The organism is Streptomyces sp. H39-S7, from assembly GCF_027158205.1.
In the GTDB taxonomy this organism is placed as follows: Bacteria; Actinomycetota; Actinomycetes; order Streptomycetales; family Streptomycetaceae; genus Actinacidiphila.
This window is the reverse complement of the sequence record NZ_JAPVLU010000025.1, coordinates 83,817-103,098: the sequence shown is the minus strand read 5'-3', so window position 1 is coordinate 103,098 and position 19,282 is coordinate 83,817. Positions and strand designations below refer to the sequence as shown.

Sequence of the window (19,282 nt, the reverse complement as noted above, 5' to 3'; positions counted from 1 at the left end):
CGGTGGGCTCCTTAAGGCCTGTGGGCCGCTTACGCCGTGACCAGGTAGGAGAAGACGCTCTCCAGGGACTCGTCGGACGGCGAGACCGCGTACAGCCGGATGCCGTGCTCCCGGGCGACCCGCGGCAGCAGCTCCGTGAAGCCGGCGAAGTCGATCGCCTGGATGAGCAGCGCCTTCTCCGACCCGTCGAGTTCGATCGCGGCGGTCGACGCGTCCGCGATGAGCGCGGCGGCGAGCTGCCGGTCGTCGCTGGACCGTACGAGGTAGCGGTGCGGGCGGTCCGTCATCAGGCGGCGGATCTTGCGGAAGTCGCCCGACGCGGCGTGCCGGCCGGCCACCACGACCTCGATGTGGCTCGCGAGCTGCTCGACCTCCTCCAGGATGTGCGAGGAGAACAGCACCGTGCGGCCGTCGGAGCCCATCTGCCGGAGCAGGTCCATGAGGTGCAGCCGCTGGCGCGGATCCATGCCGTTGAAGGGCTCGTCGAGCAGGAGCACCGACGGGTCGTGGACGAGGGCCGAGGCCATCTTCACGCGCTGCCGCATGCCCTTGGAGTACGTGTCGATCCTGCGGTCCTGCGCGTACGCCATCTCGACGGTCGCCAGCGCGCGGTGGGCGGCGGCGCCGGGGTCGGGCAGTCCGTGCAGTTCGGCGTTGGCGAGGACGAACTCCGCGCCGGTGAGGAAGTCGTACATCCCCTCCCGCTCGGGCACGATCCCGATGTGGTGGTACACCTGCTCGTTGCGCCAGATCCGCGTGCCGTCGAGGGTGACGGAGCCGGTGGACGGGGCGAGGAAGCCGGCCATCATGTTGATGAGGGTGGACTTCCCCGCGCCGTTCGGGCCGAGCAGGCCGGTCACGCCGGGGCCGATCGACATGGTGACGTCGTTGACGGCCACCACGTTGCCGAACCAGCGCGAGACGTTGTCGATGGTGATCGTCGTCACGAGAGTCCGACCTTCCGGTAGCGGCGCATCAGCAGGCCGAAGCAGCCGGCGATCACACCGAGGAGCACGATCAGGTACACGAGGCCCGCGAAGGCGTCGGGCGGGCCGTAGTTGCCCGGGTTGGAGACGGTGGCGCCGAGCCACCAGGACTGTGCGCCGTCCAGCAGGCTGATCGGGGAGAAGAGGCCGAACCAGCCCTCCGCCTCGAAGTTCTCCTGGCTGTAGGCGACGCCCTGGATCGCGCTGACCGCGCCGTACGAGATGGCGATGACCGCGATGATCGCGGCGACGCCGAACCCGCGGCGGGGGGTGATCGCCGCGATGACCATGCCGATGCCCGCCAGCAGCAGGGAGAGCAGGAGAGCGGCCACGATTCCCTTCCCGAAGCCGGCCGTCTGGGACGCGAAGCCGAACTTCCCCAGCAGGGCGCCGACGTAGAGGATGACCAGCGGCACCGCGGTGAGGATGAACAGCGCGGCCGTCATCGCCGCGAACTTGGCGGCGACGTAGTCGATGCGCTCGATGGGGCGCGAGAAGTACAGCGGCGTCGTCTTGAACCGCAGGTCGCGGGAGACGGACTGCGGCGCCTGGGCCGCGACGAAGAGCGCGATGACCATCTGCAGGTAGATCGTGTACTGCATGTACTGCATGGGCAGCTTGGTCATCTTCGTGCCGATCGCGACCGCGACGATGATCAGCGCCGGTGCGCACATCGCGGCGAACAGCAGCATCGGCAGCACCTTGGACTTCGCCGACCGGCCGAGGCCGTAGGCGCCGCGCAGGCTCTGCGAGAAGAGGGAGACGCGGGCGTAGCCGCGGCCCAGGCGCGGCCCGTCGTAGTGGCGGTAGCCGATGTTGTGGATGACGTCGGCGCCGCGCTGGGGGTCCTGCTGTGCGGGTACGGGAATGGTGTCAGGCTGCATCTCGGCTGCCTCCCTTCTGCGGGCGGCTGCCATCGGCGCCTGCGGTCTCGAGGACGTCGGACCCGTCCTTCGCGTCATCGGTGTCGTCGTGGGTGCTGAAGACCTCGGCGATGCGGTGACGTCGCTGCTCCATCCGCACCAGACCGAGGCCGAGTTCGGCGACCGCGTCCCTGATGAGGTCGTACGTGGCCTCACCCTCCATGTCGACCAGCAGGATGTGGCCGATGTTCGCGCCGGCGGAGCCGGGGCCCTCGCCGCGTACGGAGACCCCCAGCGCGCTCAGCGCCGTGCGCAGCGCCTCGGTGCCGTGCGGGTGCCGGTCGGTGTCGGTGACCTCTACCGCGAGCGAGGCCGTGGCCTGCGTGAAGTCGCTGGTGGAGGAGGAGCGCAGCAGCTTGCCGCCGTCGATGACGACGACGTGGTCACTGATGCGTTCCAGTTCGCCGAGCAGGTGCGAGGTGACCAGGACGGAGATGCCGAAGTCGCTGTGGACCCGGCGGATCAGCCCCAGCATCTCGTCGCGGCCCGCCGGGTCCAGGCCGTTGGTCGGCTCGTCGAGCAGGACCAGCTTCGGGTCGTGCACGAGCGCCTGCGCCAGCTTGACGCGCTGCTTCATGCCCGTGGAGTAGCCGCCCATGGCGCGGTACCGCTCCTCGTACAGCCCGACGTGGCGCAGGGTGTCGGCGGTGCGCTCGCGGGCCGCGGCGGGCGGCAGCCCGGACATCCGCGCCATGTGGACGACGAACTCGGTCGCCGACACATCGGGCGGCAGGCAGTCGTGTTCGGGCATGTACCCGACGAGACTGCGGATCGCCGCGCCTTCGGTGGCCACGTCGAGTCCGAGCACGGCGGCACGGCCCTCGGTGGCCGGGGACAGACCCAGCAGAATCTTGATCAGGGTCGACTTGCCGGCCCCGTTGGCACCTACCAGCCCGGTCACGCCGGGGGTGATGTCCACGGAGAGCCGGTCCAGGGCGGTCACCCTTGGGTACCGCTTGCTCAGGCTTTCGGTCACGATCACAGTCACGTTCCCGACGGTAGTGGCGCGGACCACACCGGAGCGTCCCTCTCGGGGGCCCAATCCGCGTAGTCCTGGGGGCTGACCTCCCGTAGGGGATCTCGTCCGAGCGCGGGACTGATGTCAGGGTCATGGCGGTGCGAGCGTTCCGGGTACCGCGGGCGGGGCGGGGTTCTCCACAGGCGGTGCGGGCACCCTTGACCCTGCCATGAAGTGATGTCACATTCATCGATGTCAGGGTTGGCGCATGCCGGGCTGGGTGCCGTACGTGGGGGTGGGCGATGGTGACGAGTCATCCGTCGGACGGCCTGGACGGGTTCCGGGAGGTGCAGCGGCTGGCGTACGCGTGCGCCGAGGCGGTCGCGGCGCAGCTGAGACCGGGCGTGACCGAGCGGGAGGCCGCCCGCATGATGCGGGAGTGGCTGCGCGAGCGGGGCGTGCGGGACTGGTTCCACCTGCCGTTCGCCTGGTTCGGGGACCGGACGGCCTTCACGGGCTTCAGGGTTCCGCTGCAGTTCTTCCCCACGCAGCGCCGGCTGGAGCCGGGGATGCCCTTCATCCTGGACGCCGCCCCGATCCACAACGGGTTCACCGCCGACATCGGGTACTCCGGCTGTCTGGGGCTCAACCCCGTCCACGACCGGCTGCTGGCCGATCTGCGCGACCACCGGGAGCTGATCCTGCGCGAGGTGCGCGAGCGCCGCCCGCTGAAGGCGATCTACGAGGACGTGGACCGGCTGATGGTGAAGCAGGGGTACGCCAACCGCCACCGCGCCTATCCGTTCGGCGTCATCGCGCACAAGGTCGACCGGGTGCGGGAGCGGCGCTGGTCACCTCGGATCGCCGGCTTCGGCACCCAGAGCCTCAAGGGGCTGGCGAAGGACGCGCTGCACGGGCACCGGGACGGCTGGTCCCCGCTGTGGAGCCCGTACCGGATGTCCGACCACCCGCCGCAGCCGGGGCTGTGGGCCGTCGAGCCCCATCTGGGATTCCGCGGGACCGGCGCGAAGTTCGAGGAGATCCTCGTGGTCACCGCGACGGACGCGTACTGGCTGGACGACGAACTGCCGCATGTGAAGCGCTGGAAGGAAGCGGGGCTGACCGTATGAGCCGAGACGGCGCGGGAGACGGGAACGCGAGCCCGGAGAAGAGGACGCCGCGCGAGCGGTGGGTGGCGGGCGACGGGGTGGAGCTGTGCGTCGCCGAGTACGGGGACGCGTCGCTGCCCACCGTGGTGCTGCTGCACGGCTACCCCGACAGCAAGGAGGTGTGGTCCCAGGTCGCCGACCGGCTCGCGGACCGCTTCCACGTCGTGCTCTACGACGTGCGCGGACACGGCCGCTCGACCGCGCCGAAGCCCCTGCGCGGCGGCTTCCGGCTGGAGAAGCTGACCGACGACTTCCTGGCCGTCGCGGACGCGGTCAGCCCGGACCGGCCGGTCCACCTCGTCGGCCACGACTGGGGCTCGGTCCAGGGCTGGGAGTTCGCCACCGTGGGGCGCACCGAGGGCCGGATCGCCGGCTTCACGTCCATCTCGGGGCCCTCGCTCGACCACTTCGGCCACTGGATCAAGCAGCGCGTCGCGCGGCCGACCCCGCGCCGGCTCGCCGAGCTCCTCGGCCAGGGCGCCAAGTCCTGGTACGTGTACGCGCTCCACACCCCCGTGCTGCCCGAGCTGGCCTGGCGCGGAGTGCTCGGCCGGCAGTGGCCCAGGCTGCTCGCCCGCGCCGAGAAGGTCTCCTCGGCGGATTACCCGACGGCCTCACTGCCGGAGGACGCCGCGCACGGCACGTGGCTCTACCGGGACAACGTCAAGGACCGGCTGCGCGCACCGCGTACGGACGCCTACGCCCATGTGCCGGTGCAGCTGATCACCCCGACCGGTGACCCGTTCCTGTCGGAGAAGCTCTACGACGGGCTGGAGCAGTGGGTGCCCGACCTGCGGCGCCGCACCATCGCGACCAAGCACTGGGTGCCGCGCACCCGCCCCGACCAGATCGCCCAGTGGATCGGTGAGTTCGTGACGTCCAGCGAGGAAGGCCGTCCGGCCCGGACGACCCCGGCGAAGCCAGGTCCCGCCGGTGAGCGCTTCGCCGGGCAGCTGGTGCTGGTGACGGGCGCCGGCAGCGGCATCGGCCGGGCCACCGCCTTCGCCTTCGCCGAGGCGGGGGCGCGGATCGTCGCGGTGGACCGGGACGCGGAGTCCGCGGCCCGCACCGCGGAACTGGCGCGGCTCATCGGTGCGCCGGACGCGTGGGCCGAGACCGTGGACGTCTCCGACGAACAGGCCATGGAGAAGCTCGCGGAGAAGACCGCCGCCGAGTACGGCGTGCCCGACGTCGTCGTCAACAACGCGGGTATCGGACTGGCCGGTTCCTTCCTCGACACCACCACCGAGGAGTGGAAGCGGGTGCTGGACGTGAACCTGTGGGGTGTCATCCACGGCTGCCGGCTCTTCGCCCGGCAGATGGTCGACCGCGGCCAGGGCGGCCATATCGTCAACACCGCCTCGGCCGCCGCCTTCCAGCCGTCGCGGGCGCTGCCCGCGTACAGCACCTCCAAGGCCGCCGTGCTGATGCTCAGCGAGTGCCTGCGCGCCGAACTGGCCCCGCACGACATCGGGGTGACCGCCATCTGCCCCGGCATCGTCAATACCAACATCACCTCGACCACCCGCTTCGCCGGGGTCACCGACGCGGAGCAGGACCGGCGCCGCGCCAGGTCCTCGCGGCTGTACGGGCTGCGCAACTACCCGCCGGAGAAGGTCGCCGACGCGATCGTGCGCGCGGTGATGCGCAACTCCGCGGTCGTCCCGGTCACCCCCGAGGCACGCGGCGCCCGGCTGCTGGGCCGGCTGTCCCCCAGGGCGCTCCGCGGCCTGGCCCGACTCGACCCGCCTCTGTAAGCCCCTGTCAGGAGGTCACGACACCATGAGCTACGCGATCAAACCGCGCCGGGTCTCGTTCGACTGGGAGCGGACCCCGCTGCACTGGATTCCGGACGAGCCGACCGCGACCCATGTCATCAACGTGCTGCACCTGCTGCTTCCCGCCGGGGAGAGGTGGTTCGTCAAGGTCTTCAAGGAGGCCCTGCCCCTCGTCACCGACGAGGAACTGCTCAAGGACGTCAAGGGGTTCATGGGCCAGGAGGCCACCCACAGCGTGCAGCACGCCTACGTCCTGGAGCACCTGGCCGCGCAGAACCTCGACACCGACCGCTACACCCGGCATGTGGAGTGGCTGTTCGACGTCCTCCTCGGGGAGCGGCCGCCGTTCGGCTCGCCGATACCGAAGGCCGAGTGGCTGAAGTTCCGCCTCTCGCTCATCGCCGCGATCGAGCACTTCACGGCGGTGCTCGGCAACTGGATCCTGGCCGCCGAGGCGCTCGACGGCGCGGGCGCCGACGAGGTGATGCTGGACCTGCTGCGCTGGCACGGCGCGGAAGAGGTCGAGCACCGGGCGGTCGCGTTCGACATGTACCAGCACGTCGCCGGAGAGGGGCTGCCCCGCTATCTGCGCCGTGCGGAGGGCATGGTCCTGGCCTGGCCGGCCCTCGCCTACCTCTGGGTGGCCGGGGCCCGCTACCTGATGCGGCACGACCCGCGGCTGCCGCACGGCAGGTACCGCTTCCGCGACCACCGCGCGGCGGCCGCCAAGGGACTGCTGCCCTCGTGGGCCGCGCTGAACAGGGCCATGCCCAGATACCTCCGACGGTCGTACCATCCGTCACAGGAGGGGTCGCTGCGCAGGGCTGTCGAGTACCTGGCGAGTTCCCCGGCGGCACGGATCGCGGCGGGCGCGATAGGCCGTGCGGCCGCCTCGTGAGTCCAGGGAGGACCGTGTGACCGTCTCCGCCGAGCACCGCGCCTACCGGATCGAGGACCTGGCCCACTTCAGCGGCGCCACGGTCCGGACGATCCGGGGCTACCAGGACCGCGGGCTGCTCCCGAAACCGGAACGCCGGGGCCGGGCCAATGTGTACGACGAGACGCACCTGGCCCGGCTGCGACAGATCGCCGACCTCCTGGAGCGCGGCTACACGCTGGCCAGCATCAAGGAGCTGCTGGAGGCGTGGGACGCGGGCACCGGGCTCGGCGGGGTCCTCGGCCTGGTCAACGAGGTGGACCGGCCCTGGTCCGACGAGACGCCCTCCCGGATGAGCCGTGCCGAGCTGACCGAGGCCTTCGGCGGTGTCCCCGACGAGGCCGCCATCGCCGACGCCCTGGAGCTGGGGGTCCTCGAAGCCGTCCCCGGCAGCGAGGACGCGTTCCTCGTCCCCAGTCCGCAGGAGCTGGCGGTCGCCGCCGAGCTGTACGCGGCGGGCGTCCCGCTGTCCGCGATCACCGGCCATCTGCGGGAGCTGCGGATCCAGGTCGAGTACATCTCGGAGCGGTTCCTGCAGTTCACCACCGAGCACGTATTCCAGCGCTACCTGGACCATCCGCCCACCGACGCGGAGGCGGCGGAGGCGGCGTCCCTCGTCCGGCGGCTGCGACCGCTCGCCCAGCAGGCCATCGACGCGGAACTTGCACGCGCGATGCGCATGATGGCCACCGAGCAGGTCAAGAGGCACCTCGGCGATCTCGCGGCGAATGTGGCGCCCCCGGCGGAGCCGGCCCTGGTCCCGGTCTCGCTGCCGGCCGACACCGTGGGCGCCGTCCGCGAGCTGGTGGGGCGCCGCAACGTCCCGGCCTTCATCGCCGCCGCCGCCGAACGGGAAGTCCGGTCCCGCACCCTGGACACCCTCGCCGGCCTCCACCCCGAGGACAGCGCGCGAACAGCCGGCCCCCAGGCCTAGGTGTTCCGTCCACGGAGGAACGGCCCGCCCGGCCAGGGACGATCTCTCCGCGGCCGGTGGCACGGACGTACCTGTGTGCGGGTGTCATGGTCGTATACGGGAGGATGGGGGGTGTGACCTCAGCCCCCGAGCATCCCCAGTCCCCGGACGCCCGCCCGTCGGCCCGCACGCCCCGGCTGATCGCCACCGACCTCGACGGCACGCTGCTGCGTGACGACAAGACGGTCTCGGACCGGACGATCGCCGCGCTCGCGGACGCCGAGGCGGCCGGGATCGAGGTCTTCTTCGTCACCGGGCGGCCGGCCCGCTGGATGAACGTCGTCGCCGAGCACACCGCCCGGCACGGGATGGCGATCTGCGCGAACGGCGCCGCCGTCTACGACCTGCACCGCAGCCGGCTACTCGCCGCGTACCCGCTCGACCCGAAGGACGCGCTCGCCATCGTGGAGGCGCTGCGCGCGGCCGTGCCCGGCACGACCTTCGCCGTGGAGCGGACGAACGGCTTCTCGTACGAGCCCGCGTACCCGCCGTACGCCCCGATGCCCGACGCGGTGATCGCGCCCGCCGAGGAACTGCTCGCCGACGACGGTGCTCCGGTGCTCAAGCTGCTGGCCAAGCACCCGGACACGGACCCGGACGCGTTCCTCGCCACCGCCCTGAGCGCCGCGAGCGAGCACGGCGAGATCACCCGCTCCAGCGCGTCCGCGCTGCTGGAGATCAGCGGCCCGGGGGTCAGCAAGGCCACCACGCTCGCCCGGTGCTGCGCGGAGCGCGGGGTGTCGGCCGAGGACGTCGTCGCCTTCGGCGACATGCCGAACGACCTGGCGATGCTCAGCTGGGCGGGCACGTCGTACGCGGTCGCGAACGCGCACCCCGCGGTCCTGGCCGCCACGACGCACCGCACCACCGCCAACCAGGACGACGGCGTCGCGCGGATCATCGAGCGGATCCTGGCGACCCGCGGCAACTGAACCGGCGTCCGCGGGGGCGGCCGCCGCTACAGCGGCGCCTCCCAGACGACCGTCGTCCCCACCCCGTCCGGCCCCGGGCCGTAGTCGCTCGACCCGCCGAGGGCCTCCGCGCGGCGCGCCAGATTGCTCAGTCCGCTGCGACGGCCCTCCACCGGGATGCCCACACCGTCGTCGGTGACCGTCAGCCGGACCCCGGTGACACCGCCGTCGCCCCCGGTGTCACCCTCGCCGGCGCCCCCGGCGGCGCTCGGGAGCGTCACCGTCGCGTCGATCACGACGTCGATCCGGCCGGCGCCCGCGTGCCGGAAAGCGTTCGACAGCACCTCGCGCAGCGCGGCGATCAGGTTCTTCGCGGTCAGCTCGCCGACCAGCGCGTCCACCGGCCCGACGAAGTGCACCGACGGCTGGAAGCCCAGCGGGACGGCCGCCGTGCCGATCTCCCGCAGCACCCGGGTCCGCAGGCCGGCCGGCGCGTCGGCCGGAGCCTGCTGGAGCGCGAAGATCGCGGTGCGCACCTCCTGGATGGTGGCGTCCAGCTCGTCGACGGCCTTGCCGATCCCGTCCCGCACCTGCGGGACCACCGAGCGGCGCTGCGCGCCCTGCAGCATCAGACCGGTCGCGAACAGCCGCTGGATGACCAGGTCGTGCAGGTCACGGGCGATCCGGTCGCGGTCCTCGTAGACCGCCAGGCGCTCCCGGTCGCGCTGTACGTCGGCCAGCACCAGGGCCAGCGCGGCCTGCGCGGCGAACTGGGTGGCCAGGGTGCGTTCCACCTCGGTGAACGGCCTGCCACCCCGTTCGCGCGGCAGCGCGAGGGTGCCGATCACGCGGTCGTTGCTCTTGAGCGGAAGCATCATGCTCGGCCCGAACCGGATCGCCAGCCGCGTGGTCATCCGCACGTCCATGGAGGAGTCGTCGACGAAGATCGGCTCCCCGTTGAGCAGCAGTTCGGCGACCGGGCTCTCCGCCTCGATGACGGTGCCGAGCATCCCGGCCGGATCGTCGGCGGAGACCGCGACGACCTCCAGGCCGCCCTCCGCGGTCGGCAGCAGTACGAGCCCGGCAGCGGCCTCGGCCAGCCTGCGGGCCTGCTCGGCGACGACGTCCAGCGGGTCCTCGGCGGCGTCACCCGTCAGCAGTGCGGTGGTGACGGCCGCGGAACCGTTGATCCAGCGTTCGCGCTGGCGGGTCGCCTCGTACAGCCGCGCGTTCCCGAGCGCGATCCCCGCCTCGGTGGCCAGGATTCTCACCACCTGCAGATCCTCTTCGGTGAACTCGCCGCCACCGCGCTTCCCGGTCAGGTAGAGGTTCCCGAAGACCTCGGTGTGGACGCGGATCGGCACCCCGAGAAAGGCCTGCACCGGGGGGTGGCCCGGCGGGACGCCCGCCGACCGCTGATCCTTCGTGGTGTCGGCGATCCGCAGGGGCACCGGATGGCGGATGAGTTCGCCGAGCAGCCCCGTACGGCCGTCCGGGATGGCGCCGATGCGTGCGGCGTCCTCCTCCGAGATGCCGTGGGTGACGAAGTCGGCGAGGGCGGAGCCATCGGCGTTGAGCACACCGAGCGCCCCGTAACGGGCGGACGCCAGCTCGGCCGCGGTCTGGACGATCCTGCGCAGCGTCGTGTGCAGCTCGAGGCCGGTGCCGACGGAGACGACCGCCTCCAGCAGCTCGGGCAGGCGCGCGGCGATCCGGGAGGCCACGCCCTGGAAGCCGAGGGTCGTCGGCTCGCTGTCGTCTGCCATGCCCTCAGCGTATTTTGTCTGCTTTGTCCCTGCTGGCCAGAGGGTGGCCAGGTCAGGCCGTGGCCAGGTCAGACCGCAGCCAGGTCCGCGGCCCGCTCGCGTTCGAGCGTGCGGCGGAACGGCCCTTCGAGCGCGGCCAGCTCCTCGTACGGACCGCGCTGCACGACGCGGCCCCGGTCGAGGACGACGATCTCGTCGACGGCGTCCCCCGCCAGACCCGCCAACCGGTGCGTGATCAGCACGGTCGCCCGGCCCCGGGTGGCGTCGAGCAGATCCGCGGTCAGCGCGTCGGCGGTCGGCAGGTCCAGGTGCTCGGCCGGCTCGTCGAGCACCAGGACGGGGAAGTCGGCGAGCAGTGCGCGGGCCAGCGCGAGGCGCTGCCGCTGCCCGCCGGAGAGCCGGGCGCCGTGCTCACCCACGAGGGTGTCCAGGTCCACCTCCAGCCGGGCCGCGGCGAGCGCCGCGCGCAGCGCGTCGTCGTCGGCGGCCGGGCGCGCCAGCCGCAGGTTCTCGCGGACCGAACTGTCGAACACGTGCGCGTTCTGCGCGCACAGGCCGACCAGCCCGCGCACGTCGTCGCCGTCCAGCGCCGCCCCTTCCGTACCGGCGAGTGTGTACGAACCGCTCTCGGCGTCCAGGAAGCGCAGCAGCACCTGCGCCAGGGTCGTCTTCCCCGCGCCCGACGGGCCGACCACCGCGATCCGGCGGCCCCGCGTCAGTTCGAGGTCGAGCCCCGCCAGCGCCGGCCGCGCCCGGCCCGGGTAGCGGGCCGTCAGATCGCGGACGACCAGCGGGAAGGGCTCCACCGGCGGCTCCGCCGGCCGATCCGGCTCGCGGACCGGCTCCGGCGCGTCCAGCACCTCGTGCACCCGCAGCGCCGCCGCCCGGCTGCGCTGCCGGTACTGCGCCGCGAGCGGCATCCCCGTGACCGCTTCGAACGCGGCGAGCGGGGTGAGCACCACGACCGCCAGGGCGACCGCGTCGAGCCGGCCGTCCCGTACCGCCTGGATCCCGGCGTACGCGCCGGCCACCACCGTCAGACCGCACACCAGTGCGGTCAGCCCCGCGCCCAGCGCGGTCGTCGCGGCGGACCTGGCGGCGATCCGGGTGAGCCTGCGGTCGGAGTGCGCGGCACGTTCCCGCCGGCCCGGCAGCGCGCCCGCGACCGTCAGCTCGGCGGTGCCGGTCAGCAGGTCCACGACCTGCGTCGACAACTCGCCCCTGGCCGGCGCGAGCCGACGCTCGACCCGCCCCGACAGCACGACGGACAGCGCCGGGACACCCGCGCCCGCGATCAGCAGGCCGACCGCCAGCGCCACGCCCGCCTCGGGCAGCAGCCAGCCGGTGAAGGCCGCCGACGCGACGCCGACACCCAGCGCGGTACCGGCCGGCAGCAGCCAGCGCAGGAAGTAGTCCTGCAGTCCGTCGACGTCCGCGACCAGCCGGGAGAGCAGATCGCCGCGCCGCGTCTCCCGCAGGCCGGCCGGCGCGAGCCGTTCGAGCCGCCGGTAGACGGCGACCCGCAGGTCCGCGAGCGAGCGGAAGACCGCGTCGTGCGACACCAGCCGCTCCGCGTAGCGGAACACCGCCCGCCCGATCCCGAACGCCCGCGTCGCCGTGACCGCGACCATCAGGTAGAGCACCGGCGGCTGCTGCGAGGCCCGGCTGATCAGCCAGCCGGACGTCGCCATCAGACCGACCGCGCACCCGAGCGCCAGCACCCCCAGCAGCAGCGCCAGCGCGAAGCGCCCGCGCAACGGCCCCGCCATCCGGCGCACCCGCCGCAGCGGCCGTCCCCCCTCGACAGCGGTCGTCGCCTCCCGCGCGGGCGGAACATGCACGGAAAGCGGCTTCCGAGGAGCCGCCGGGGAAGGACGCGCGGCCTCGGCAGCGGTCACGGCGGCCGGCGCCGGCCGCAGCCGGATCGTTCGGTCGGCCACCGCGAGCAGGGCCGGCCGGTGGACGACGAGCAGGACGGTGCGGCCCACCGCCAGCCGGCGAACGGCCTCCACCACGGCCGCCTCGGTGTCACCGTCGAGGTTGGCGGTCGGCTCGTCGAGCAGCAGCAGCGGGCGGTCGGCCAGGAAAGCGCGGGCGAGGGCCAGCCGTTGGCGTTGACCGGCGGAGATGCCGGAGCCGCCCTCACCGAGCGGAGTGTCCAGGCCGGCGAAGTCGAGGGCACCGGCGTCACGCAGAGCGGCCAGCACCTGCCCGTCGGTGGCGTCCGGCCGGGCGAGGCGGACGTTCTCGGCGACGGTTCCGGCGAAGAGGTGCGGTCGCTGCGGGACCCAGGCGATCTGCCGGTGCCAGCTCTCGGGGTCGAGCGACGCCAGGTCGGCGCCGTCGATCAGGACCCGACCGCCGGACGGCTGCGCGAAGCCGAGCAGCGCCGCCAGCAGAGTCGTCTTGCCGACACCGCTGGGGCCCACGACGGCGATCGTCTCACCGGGGGAGACGGTGAAGGAGAGCTCGGGGAGCGAGGGCCGGTCCCGGCCCTCGTGGTGCACCGTCAGGCCGTCCACGGTGAGGGACGCGTGCCGCAGATCGGGGGCGGGGAGCGTCCCGGCGGCGGCCGGGGCCGTCTCCAGAACGGCGAAGACCTCGTCCGCGGCGGCCAGTCCCTCGGCCGCCGCGTGGTACTGCGCGCCCACCTGCCGCAGCGGCAGGTACGCCTCCGGCGCGAGCACCAGGACGACGAGCGCCGTGTAGAGGTCCAGGTCCCCGTGGACCAGCCGCATGCCGACGCCGACGGCGACCAGCGCCACCGAGATCGTCGCGAGGAGTTCCAGCGCGAAGGACGACAGGAACGCGATGCGCAGCGTCCGCATGGTCGCGCGCCGGTACTCGTCGGTGATGGCGCGGATGGACTCGGCCTGCGCCTTGGCGCGGCCGAAGACCTTCAGGGTGGGCAGGCCGCCGACGACGTCCAGGAAGTGCCCGGACAAGCGCGCGAGCAGCCGCCACTGGCGGTTCATCCGGTCCTGGGTGGCCCAGCCGATCAGGGCCATGAAGAGCGGGATGAGGGGGAGGGTCAGGGCGATGGTGAGCGCCGAGACCCAGTCCGAGCTGACGATCCGGGCGAGCACCACGACCGGTACGACCACCGCCAGTCCCAGCTGCGGCACGTAGCGGGCGAAGTAGTCGTCGAGCGCGTCGACCCCGCGGGTGGCGAGCGTGGTGAGTTCGCCGGTGCGCTGGGTGGAGAGCCAGGACGGGCCCAGGGCGGTGGCCCGTTCCAGCAGCCGGCCGCGCAGTTCGGACTTGACGGCCGCGCCGGCGCGGTGCGCGCACAGCTCGGTCAGCCAGGCGACAGCGCCCCGGCCGGCCGCGACGGCGGCGAGCAGCAGCAGCGGTGTGCGCAGCCCGCCGGCGTCGAGGCCGTGCTGGAAACCGCCGACGACCAGCTCGGCGATGAGCATCGCCTGGGCGACGACCAGCCCCGCCCCGGCCAGGCCGAGGGCCACGGACGCCACGAGGAGGACACGACTGGCGCGTGCGTACCGGAGCAGACGCGGATCGACTGGTTTCACGTGGAACATTCCCCTTCGGCGCGTGGCGGGCGAGTCGGGTGGCAGGCGAGTCGGGTGGCGAGTGGCGAAGGGCTCAGTGGGTCTCGGCGAGGTGCTGGGTGCCGATCCGCTTGCGGAACACCCAGTACGTCCACCCCTGGTAGATCAGCACCACGGGCGTCGCGACCGCGGCACACCACGTCATGATCCTCAGCGTGTACGGGGTCGCCGAGGCGTTGCTGACGGTGAGGTTCCACGCGTCGTTCAGCGAGGACGGCATGACGTTCGGGAAGAGCGCCAGGAAGAGCATCGCCACCGACGCCGCGATGGTGACGCCGGAGAAGACGAACGACCATCCCTCACGGCCGATCCGGATCATCCAGACCGCCGCGACCAGCGCCACCACGGCGACGACCAGCGCGCCGAGCGTCTTGGCGTCACCGCTGTCCTGCTGGGTCCAGCCCAGGAAGAGCACGGCGAGCACCGCGGCCGCGATGCCCAGCCGGAAGGCGAGCCTGCGGGCCCGTGTCCGGATGTCGCCGACCGTCTTGAGCGCGGCGAACACCGCGCCGTGGAAGGTGAAGAGCGTGAGGGTGACGAGCCCGCCGAGGATCGAGTAGACGTTCAGCAGGTCCCCGAAGGTGCCGACGTACTCCTTGTGCGCGTCGATCTTCACGCCGCGCACCATGTTGGCGAACGCGACGCCCCACAGCACGGACGGCAGCAGCGAGGCCCAGAAGATCACCTGTTCCCAGGTGGTCTGCCAGCGGTCGTCCGAGCGCTTGGAGCGGTACTCGAAGGCGACGACGCGGACGATCAGGCAGAGCAGGATGATCAGCAGCGGCAGGTAGAAGCCGGAGAAGAGCGTGGCGTACCACTCGGGGAAGGCCGCGAACGTCGCGCCGCCCGCGGTCAGCAGCCACACCTCGTTCCCGTCCCAGACCGGTCCGATGGTGTTGATCAGCACGCGGCGCTCGGGGCGGTCGCGGGCCAGCAGTTTGGTGAGGATCCCGATCCCGAAGTCGAAGCCCTCCAGGAAGAAGTAGCCGGTCCACAGGACGGCGATGAGTACGAACCAGACGTCGTGCAGGTGCATGTCGCGCTCCTTCCTCTCAGTACGAGAAGGCCATGGGCCGGTCGGCGTCGGTGGGGTCGCCACCGATCTTCGTGGGCGGGTTCCGATCGGACTCGGTCAGCTCCGGCGGTCCTGCCTTGGCGTACTTCAGCAGCAGCTTGACCTCGACGACCGCGAGCACCGCGTAGAGCAGGGTGAAGGCGATCAGTGAGGTGAAGACCTCGGCGGTCGAGACGTTGGGGGAGACCGCGTCGGAGGTGCGGAGCAGCCCGTAGACGGCCCAGGGCTGGCGGCCGGTCTCGGTGAAGATCCAGCCCCACGAGTTGGCCAGCAGCGGGAAGACCATCGTCCACAGCGCGATCCGCCAGTACCAGGCGGTGAACTTGTCGTTGAGCAGCCAGTTCCGGGTGAGCATCAGCTTCGGCGCCTCGTCCTCGCCGGTGCGGTGCTCCTCGGCGACCCAGAGCTTGCGACGGGTGAGCCACAGCCCTGCCAGGCCGACCGTGAAGGACGTCATCCCGAAGCCGATCATCCAGCGGAAGCCCCAGTAGGCGGTGGGGATGTTCGGCCGGTAGTCGCCGGGGCCGTACTTCTGCTGCTCGGCCCTGTTGATGTCGTTGATGCCGGGCACGTACGAGGAGAAGTTGCCGTCGGCGAGGAAGGACAGGATCCCGGGGACCTCGACGGCGACCTTGTTGTGGCCCTTGTCGACATCGCCGACGGCGAAGATCGAGAAGGGCGCCGGCCCCTCGCCGTCCCACAGAGCCTCGGCCGCGGCCATCTTCATCGGCTGCTGCTTGAACATGACCTTGCCGAGCGAGTCACCGCTGATCGCGGTGAGCAGCCCCGCGACGACGGCGACGGCCAGGCCGAGCCGCAGCGAGGTGCGCATCACGGCGATGTGCTTCTTGCGCGCCAGGTGGTAGGCGGAGATGCCGATCATGAATGCGGCGCCGGTGAGGAAGGCCGCGGTGATGGTGTGGAAGACCACGACCAGGGTGGTCTCCTGGCTGATGACCGCCCAGAAGTCGGTGAGCTCGGCGCGGCCGGTCACCTTGTCGTAGGTGTAGCCGACCGGGTGCTGCATCCAGGAGTTCGCGGCCAGGATGAAGTACGAGGACAGGATCGTGCCGATCGAGACGATCCAGATGCAGGCGAGGTGGATGCGCTGCGGCAGCTTGTCCCAGCCGAAGATCCACAGCCCGATGAACGTGGACTCGAAGAAGAACGCGATCAGCGCTTCGAAGGCGAGCGGGGCCCCGAAGATGTCCCCGACGAAGCGAGAGTAGTCCGACCAGTTCATCCCGAACTGGAATTCCTGCACGATCCCGGTCGCCACGCCCATGGCTATGTTGATCAAGAAGAGCTTGCCCCAGAACTTGGTGGCCCTGAGGTACTTCTCGTTCTTGGACCGTACCCATGCGGTCTGCAGGACGGCGGTCAGCGCGGAGAGGCTGATCGTCAGCGGGACGAAGAGGAAGTGGTAGACGGTGGTGATGCCGAACTGCCATCGCGCGACGTCGACGGTTTCCAGCGAGAGCTGCACCTCACGACTCCTTACCTGTACCTGTCCAAACCCGGGCGTTCTCGCCCGTACGCGTTCGCTTGTGAAAGTGAACGCATTCACAAGCTAAGTATCGCGCACACCTGTTCGCCCCCTCCCACCGGGGGGTGGAAGGGGGCGAAATCGGCAGGTGGCAGAAAACCCGCGGGCTGTTCAGGACGTGTTCAGGACGCCGGTCCGCGTGCGGTCCGGGCACGTCCGCGGACCGTCCGGGCACGTCCGCGTACGGTCCGGGCACGTCCGCGTTGGGTCCGGGCGTCGGCTACAGCGCCTTGCGGAACTCCTCCGCCGTGTCGAGCAGCAGGTCGTTGGCCGCGGTCTCGCCGATGGTGATCCGCACGCCCTCGCCCGCGAACGGACGTACCGACACGCCGACCCGCTCGCACGCGGCCGCGAAGTCCAGGGTGCGCTCCCCCAGCCGCAGCCAGACGAAGTTCGCCTGCGTCTCCGCGAGCGTCCAGCCCTGCGCGGCCAGCGCCCCGACAACCCGGTCCCGCTCGGTGACCAGGCCGGCCACCCGCTCCAGCAGTGCCTCCTCGGAGCGCAGCGAGGCGACCGCCGCGTCCTGCGCGAGCTGGCTCACACCGAACGGCATCGCGGTCTTGCGCAGCGCGGCGGCGACCGGCTCGTGCGCGATGGCGAAGCCCACCCGCAGACCGGCCAGGCCGTACGCCTTGGAGAAGGTGCGCAGCACCGCCACGTTCGGGCGGTCGCGGTAGATCTCGACGCCGTCCGGCACCTCGGCGTCCCGGATGAACTCCCGGTACGCCTCGTCCAGGACCACGAGCACGTCGGACGGCACCCGGTCGAGGAAGCGCTCCAGCGCCGCACGGCGGACGACGGTGCCCGTGGGGTTGTTGGGGTTGCAGACGAAGATCAGTCGCGTCCGGTCGGTGATGGCGGCGGCCATCGCGTCCAGGTCGTGCTCCTCGCCGCGGGTGAGGGGCACTTCCACCGGCGTCGCGCCGCTGATCCGCGTGATGATCGGGTACGCCTCGAAGGAGCGCCAGGCGTAGATGACCTCGTCGCCCGGGCCCGAGGTCGCCTGCAGCAGCTGCTGCGCGACGCCGACCGAGCCGGTGCCGGTCGCGATGTGCGTCTGCGGGACACCGAAGCGGTGCGCCAGCTCGGCGGTCAGCCCGGTGCACGCCGCGTCGGGATAGCGGTTGAAGGAACCCGCGGCGGCGGTGGCCGCCTCCAGCACGCCGGGCAGCGGCGGGAAGGGGTTCTCGTTGGAGGACAACTTGTAGGCCGGAGCACCCTCGTCCGTCACCGGGGGTCGCCCGGGTTTGTAGGTGGGGATGCCGTCCAGTTCCGCACGCAGCTTCGGGGTCATGACCACACCATACGAGGGGGCGTGAGGGCGTGGGAAAGTGCCGTGCGCCACATCGTGCGCGGGTGGCGCGCGCGGTAGTGCGCATCCCTCGTAGGAGTGAGTTGATACGTCCCAGGGATACGAACCAATGGACGGAGGATCGTCCTCAGGACACCGCGGGCTGGCCCGAGAAAGCGCTTATGAGCTGCACTTTCCTCGCCACAAGACGCTTTTGATCTTGCAGAAACGTATTGTCCGAATGCCCTTTCGGGGCCTCATCGGACGGACCAACCCCGCCCTACTATCGGGTCGCCATGACAGCAGCAGGGAACCACCAGGCGAGCCGGCCCATCGGACGCCGGCTCGAGCGGGCAGGCATCAGAGATGTCGCCGCCGCCGCCGGTGTCTCGATCACGACTGTCTCCGACGCACTCAATGGCAAGGGCCGACTGCCCGACGCCACCCGCCGCCATGTCCGGGAGGTCGCCGAACGGCTGGGTTACCGCCCGTCGGCGGCCGCCCGCACACTGCGCACCGGCCGATCGGGCCTGATCGGCCTGACGGTCACCACGTACGGCGAAGAACCCTTCACGTTCACCGAGTTCGCGTACTTCGCCGAAATGGCGAGAGCCGCGACCTCGGCCGCCCTCGCCCGGGGCTACGCCCTGGTCATTCTGCCCGCCTCCTCGCGCCATGACGTGTGGAGCAACGTCGCACTCGACGGCACCGTGGTCATCGACCCCTCCGACCACGACCCCGTCGTCATGGAACTCGTCCGCCAGGGCGTGCCGGTGGTCAGCGACGGCCGGCCCGCCGGCAGCCTCCCCGTCCATGCCTGGGTCGACAACGATCACGAGGAAGCCGTCCTCGGCATCCTCGACCACCTCGCCGACGCCGGAGCCCGCCGGATCGGCCTGCTCACCGGTACCAGCACCGACACCTACACCCGGCTCTCCACCACCGCTTACCTGCAATGGTGCGAGCAGGTGGGCCAGGAGCCGGTCTACGAGTCCTACCCCGCCCACGACCCGTGTGCGGGCGCGGTCGCCGCCGACCGACTGCTCGCCCGCCCGGACCGGCCCGACGCCGTCTACGGCCTCTTCGATCCCAACGGCACCGACCTGCTGGCCGCCGCCCGTCGCTACGGGCTGCGGGTGCCGGACGATCTGCTGCTGGTCTGCTGCAGTGAGAGCAGCGTCTACGCGAGCACTGAACCCCCCATCACCACGCTCTCCCTCAAACCGGGGAAGATCGGGACCGCCGTGGTCCAGCTCCTCATCGATGCCATCGAGGGCGTGGGGGCCACCCAACCCGTGCAGCAGATCATGCAGACCGACCTCATCGTCCGCACCTCTTCTCAACGTCGCACAAGCCGCACCACGGTCAGTCCCCCGCGCGGTCCGGCCGGGAGCTGAGGC

Annotated in this window: 14 protein-coding genes; 6 read left to right on the top strand and 8 right to left on the bottom strand. The window is 71.5% G+C overall.

Annotation, left to right across the window (positions count from 1 at the left end; all coding sequences use genetic code 11):
- Window positions 1–29: 29 nt before the first annotated feature.
- Genes O3X23_RS24190 through O3X23_RS24180 form a run of 3 tightly spaced genes read right to left on the bottom strand, consistent with a single transcriptional unit; the run spans window position 30 to window position 2,891 of the window.
- Complete coding sequence (locus O3X23_RS24190; RefSeq protein ID WP_269273596.1) at window positions 30–947, bottom strand: ABC transporter ATP-binding protein; 918 nt, start codon at window positions 945–947, stop codon at window positions 30–32.
- On the bottom strand, window positions 944–1,870 hold the full coding sequence (locus O3X23_RS24185) for an ABC transporter permease subunit (RefSeq protein WP_269273595.1): 927 nt from the start codon (window positions 1,868–1,870) through the stop codon (window positions 944–946). The genes O3X23_RS24190 and O3X23_RS24185 overlap by 4 nt, the downstream gene beginning before the upstream one ends.
- Window positions 1,860–2,891 carry an ABC transporter ATP-binding protein gene (locus O3X23_RS24180; protein ID WP_269273638.1) on the bottom strand — a complete coding sequence of 344 codons (1,032 nt, stop codon included), beginning with the start codon at window positions 2,889–2,891 and terminating at the stop codon, window positions 1,860–1,862. Before O3X23_RS24180 ends, O3X23_RS24185 begins: the two co-directional genes overlap by 11 nt.
- A 278-nt stretch (window positions 2,892–3,169) precedes the next feature.
- Here O3X23_RS24180 and O3X23_RS24175 point away from each other — a divergent pair, with 278 nt between their 5' ends.
- The 5 genes from O3X23_RS24175 to O3X23_RS24155 all read left to right on the top strand — a co-directional run bounded on the left by O3X23_RS24175 (window position 3,170) and on the right by O3X23_RS24155 (window position 8,656).
- Window positions 3,170–3,997 carry a M24 family metallopeptidase gene (locus O3X23_RS24175; RefSeq protein WP_269273594.1) on the top strand — a complete coding sequence of 276 codons (828 nt, stop codon included), beginning with the start codon at window positions 3,170–3,172 and terminating at the stop codon, window positions 3,995–3,997.
- Window positions 3,994–5,793, top strand: coding sequence for an SDR family oxidoreductase (locus O3X23_RS24170; RefSeq protein WP_269273593.1), 1,800 nt, complete (start codon window positions 3,994–3,996; stop codon window positions 5,791–5,793). The genes O3X23_RS24175 and O3X23_RS24170 overlap by 4 nt, the downstream gene beginning before the upstream one ends.
- Window positions 5,794–5,818: 25 nt before the next feature.
- A complete protein-coding gene (locus O3X23_RS24165; protein ID WP_269273592.1) occupies window positions 5,819–6,712 on the top strand; it encodes a metal-dependent hydrolase in 894 nt (297 codons plus the stop codon).
- 16 nt (window positions 6,713–6,728) lie between these two features.
- Window positions 6,729–7,685: a MerR family transcriptional regulator gene (locus O3X23_RS24160; RefSeq protein ID WP_269273591.1), complete on the top strand. Its 957-nt coding sequence runs from the start codon at window positions 6,729–6,731 to the stop codon at window positions 7,683–7,685.
- Between the two features lie 113 nt (window positions 7,686–7,798).
- Window positions 7,799–8,656 (top strand): Cof-type HAD-IIB family hydrolase, encoded by an 858-nt coding sequence (locus O3X23_RS24155; RefSeq protein WP_443047949.1) that lies wholly within the window; start codon window positions 7,799–7,801, stop codon window positions 8,654–8,656.
- Window positions 8,657–8,682: 26 nt separating this feature from the next.
- Here the strand turns inward: O3X23_RS24155 and O3X23_RS24150 are convergent, their stop codons facing one another.
- From O3X23_RS24150 to hisC, 5 genes are all read right to left on the bottom strand, one after another.
- Window positions 8,683–10,401 (bottom strand): GAF domain-containing sensor histidine kinase, encoded by a 1,719-nt coding sequence (locus tag O3X23_RS24150; RefSeq protein ID WP_269273589.1) that lies wholly within the window; start codon window positions 10,399–10,401, stop codon window positions 8,683–8,685.
- Window positions 10,402–10,469: 68 nt separating this feature from the next.
- The gene (cydD, locus tag O3X23_RS24145; RefSeq protein WP_269273588.1) at window positions 10,470–13,931 is read right to left on the bottom strand and encodes a thiol reductant ABC exporter subunit CydD; all 3,462 of its coding nucleotides are present in this window, start codon (window positions 13,929–13,931) and stop codon (window positions 10,470–10,472) included.
- Between the two features lie 73 nt (window positions 13,932–14,004).
- A complete protein-coding gene (cydB, locus tag O3X23_RS24140; protein WP_269273587.1) occupies window positions 14,005–15,006 on the bottom strand; it encodes a cytochrome d ubiquinol oxidase subunit II in 1,002 nt (333 codons plus the stop codon).
- A 16-nt stretch (window positions 15,007–15,022) separates the two neighbouring features.
- Entirely contained in the window at window positions 15,023–16,531 is a 1,509-nt protein-coding gene (locus O3X23_RS24135; RefSeq protein ID WP_269273586.1) for a cytochrome ubiquinol oxidase subunit I, read from the bottom strand.
- Window positions 16,532–16,811: 280 nt separating this feature from the next.
- Window positions 16,812–17,885: a histidinol-phosphate transaminase gene (hisC, locus tag O3X23_RS24130; protein ID WP_269273585.1), complete on the bottom strand. Its 1,074-nt coding sequence runs from the start codon at window positions 17,883–17,885 to the stop codon at window positions 16,812–16,814.
- A gap of 293 nt (window positions 17,886–18,178) precedes the next feature.
- On the opposite strand from hisC, the gene O3X23_RS24125 reads away from it, so the two are divergent.
- Window positions 18,179–19,279, top strand: a complete 1,101-nt coding sequence (locus tag O3X23_RS24125; RefSeq protein ID WP_269273584.1) for a LacI family DNA-binding transcriptional regulator — start codon at window positions 18,179–18,181, stop codon at window positions 19,277–19,279.
- Window positions 19,280–19,282 lie beyond the last annotated feature (3 nt).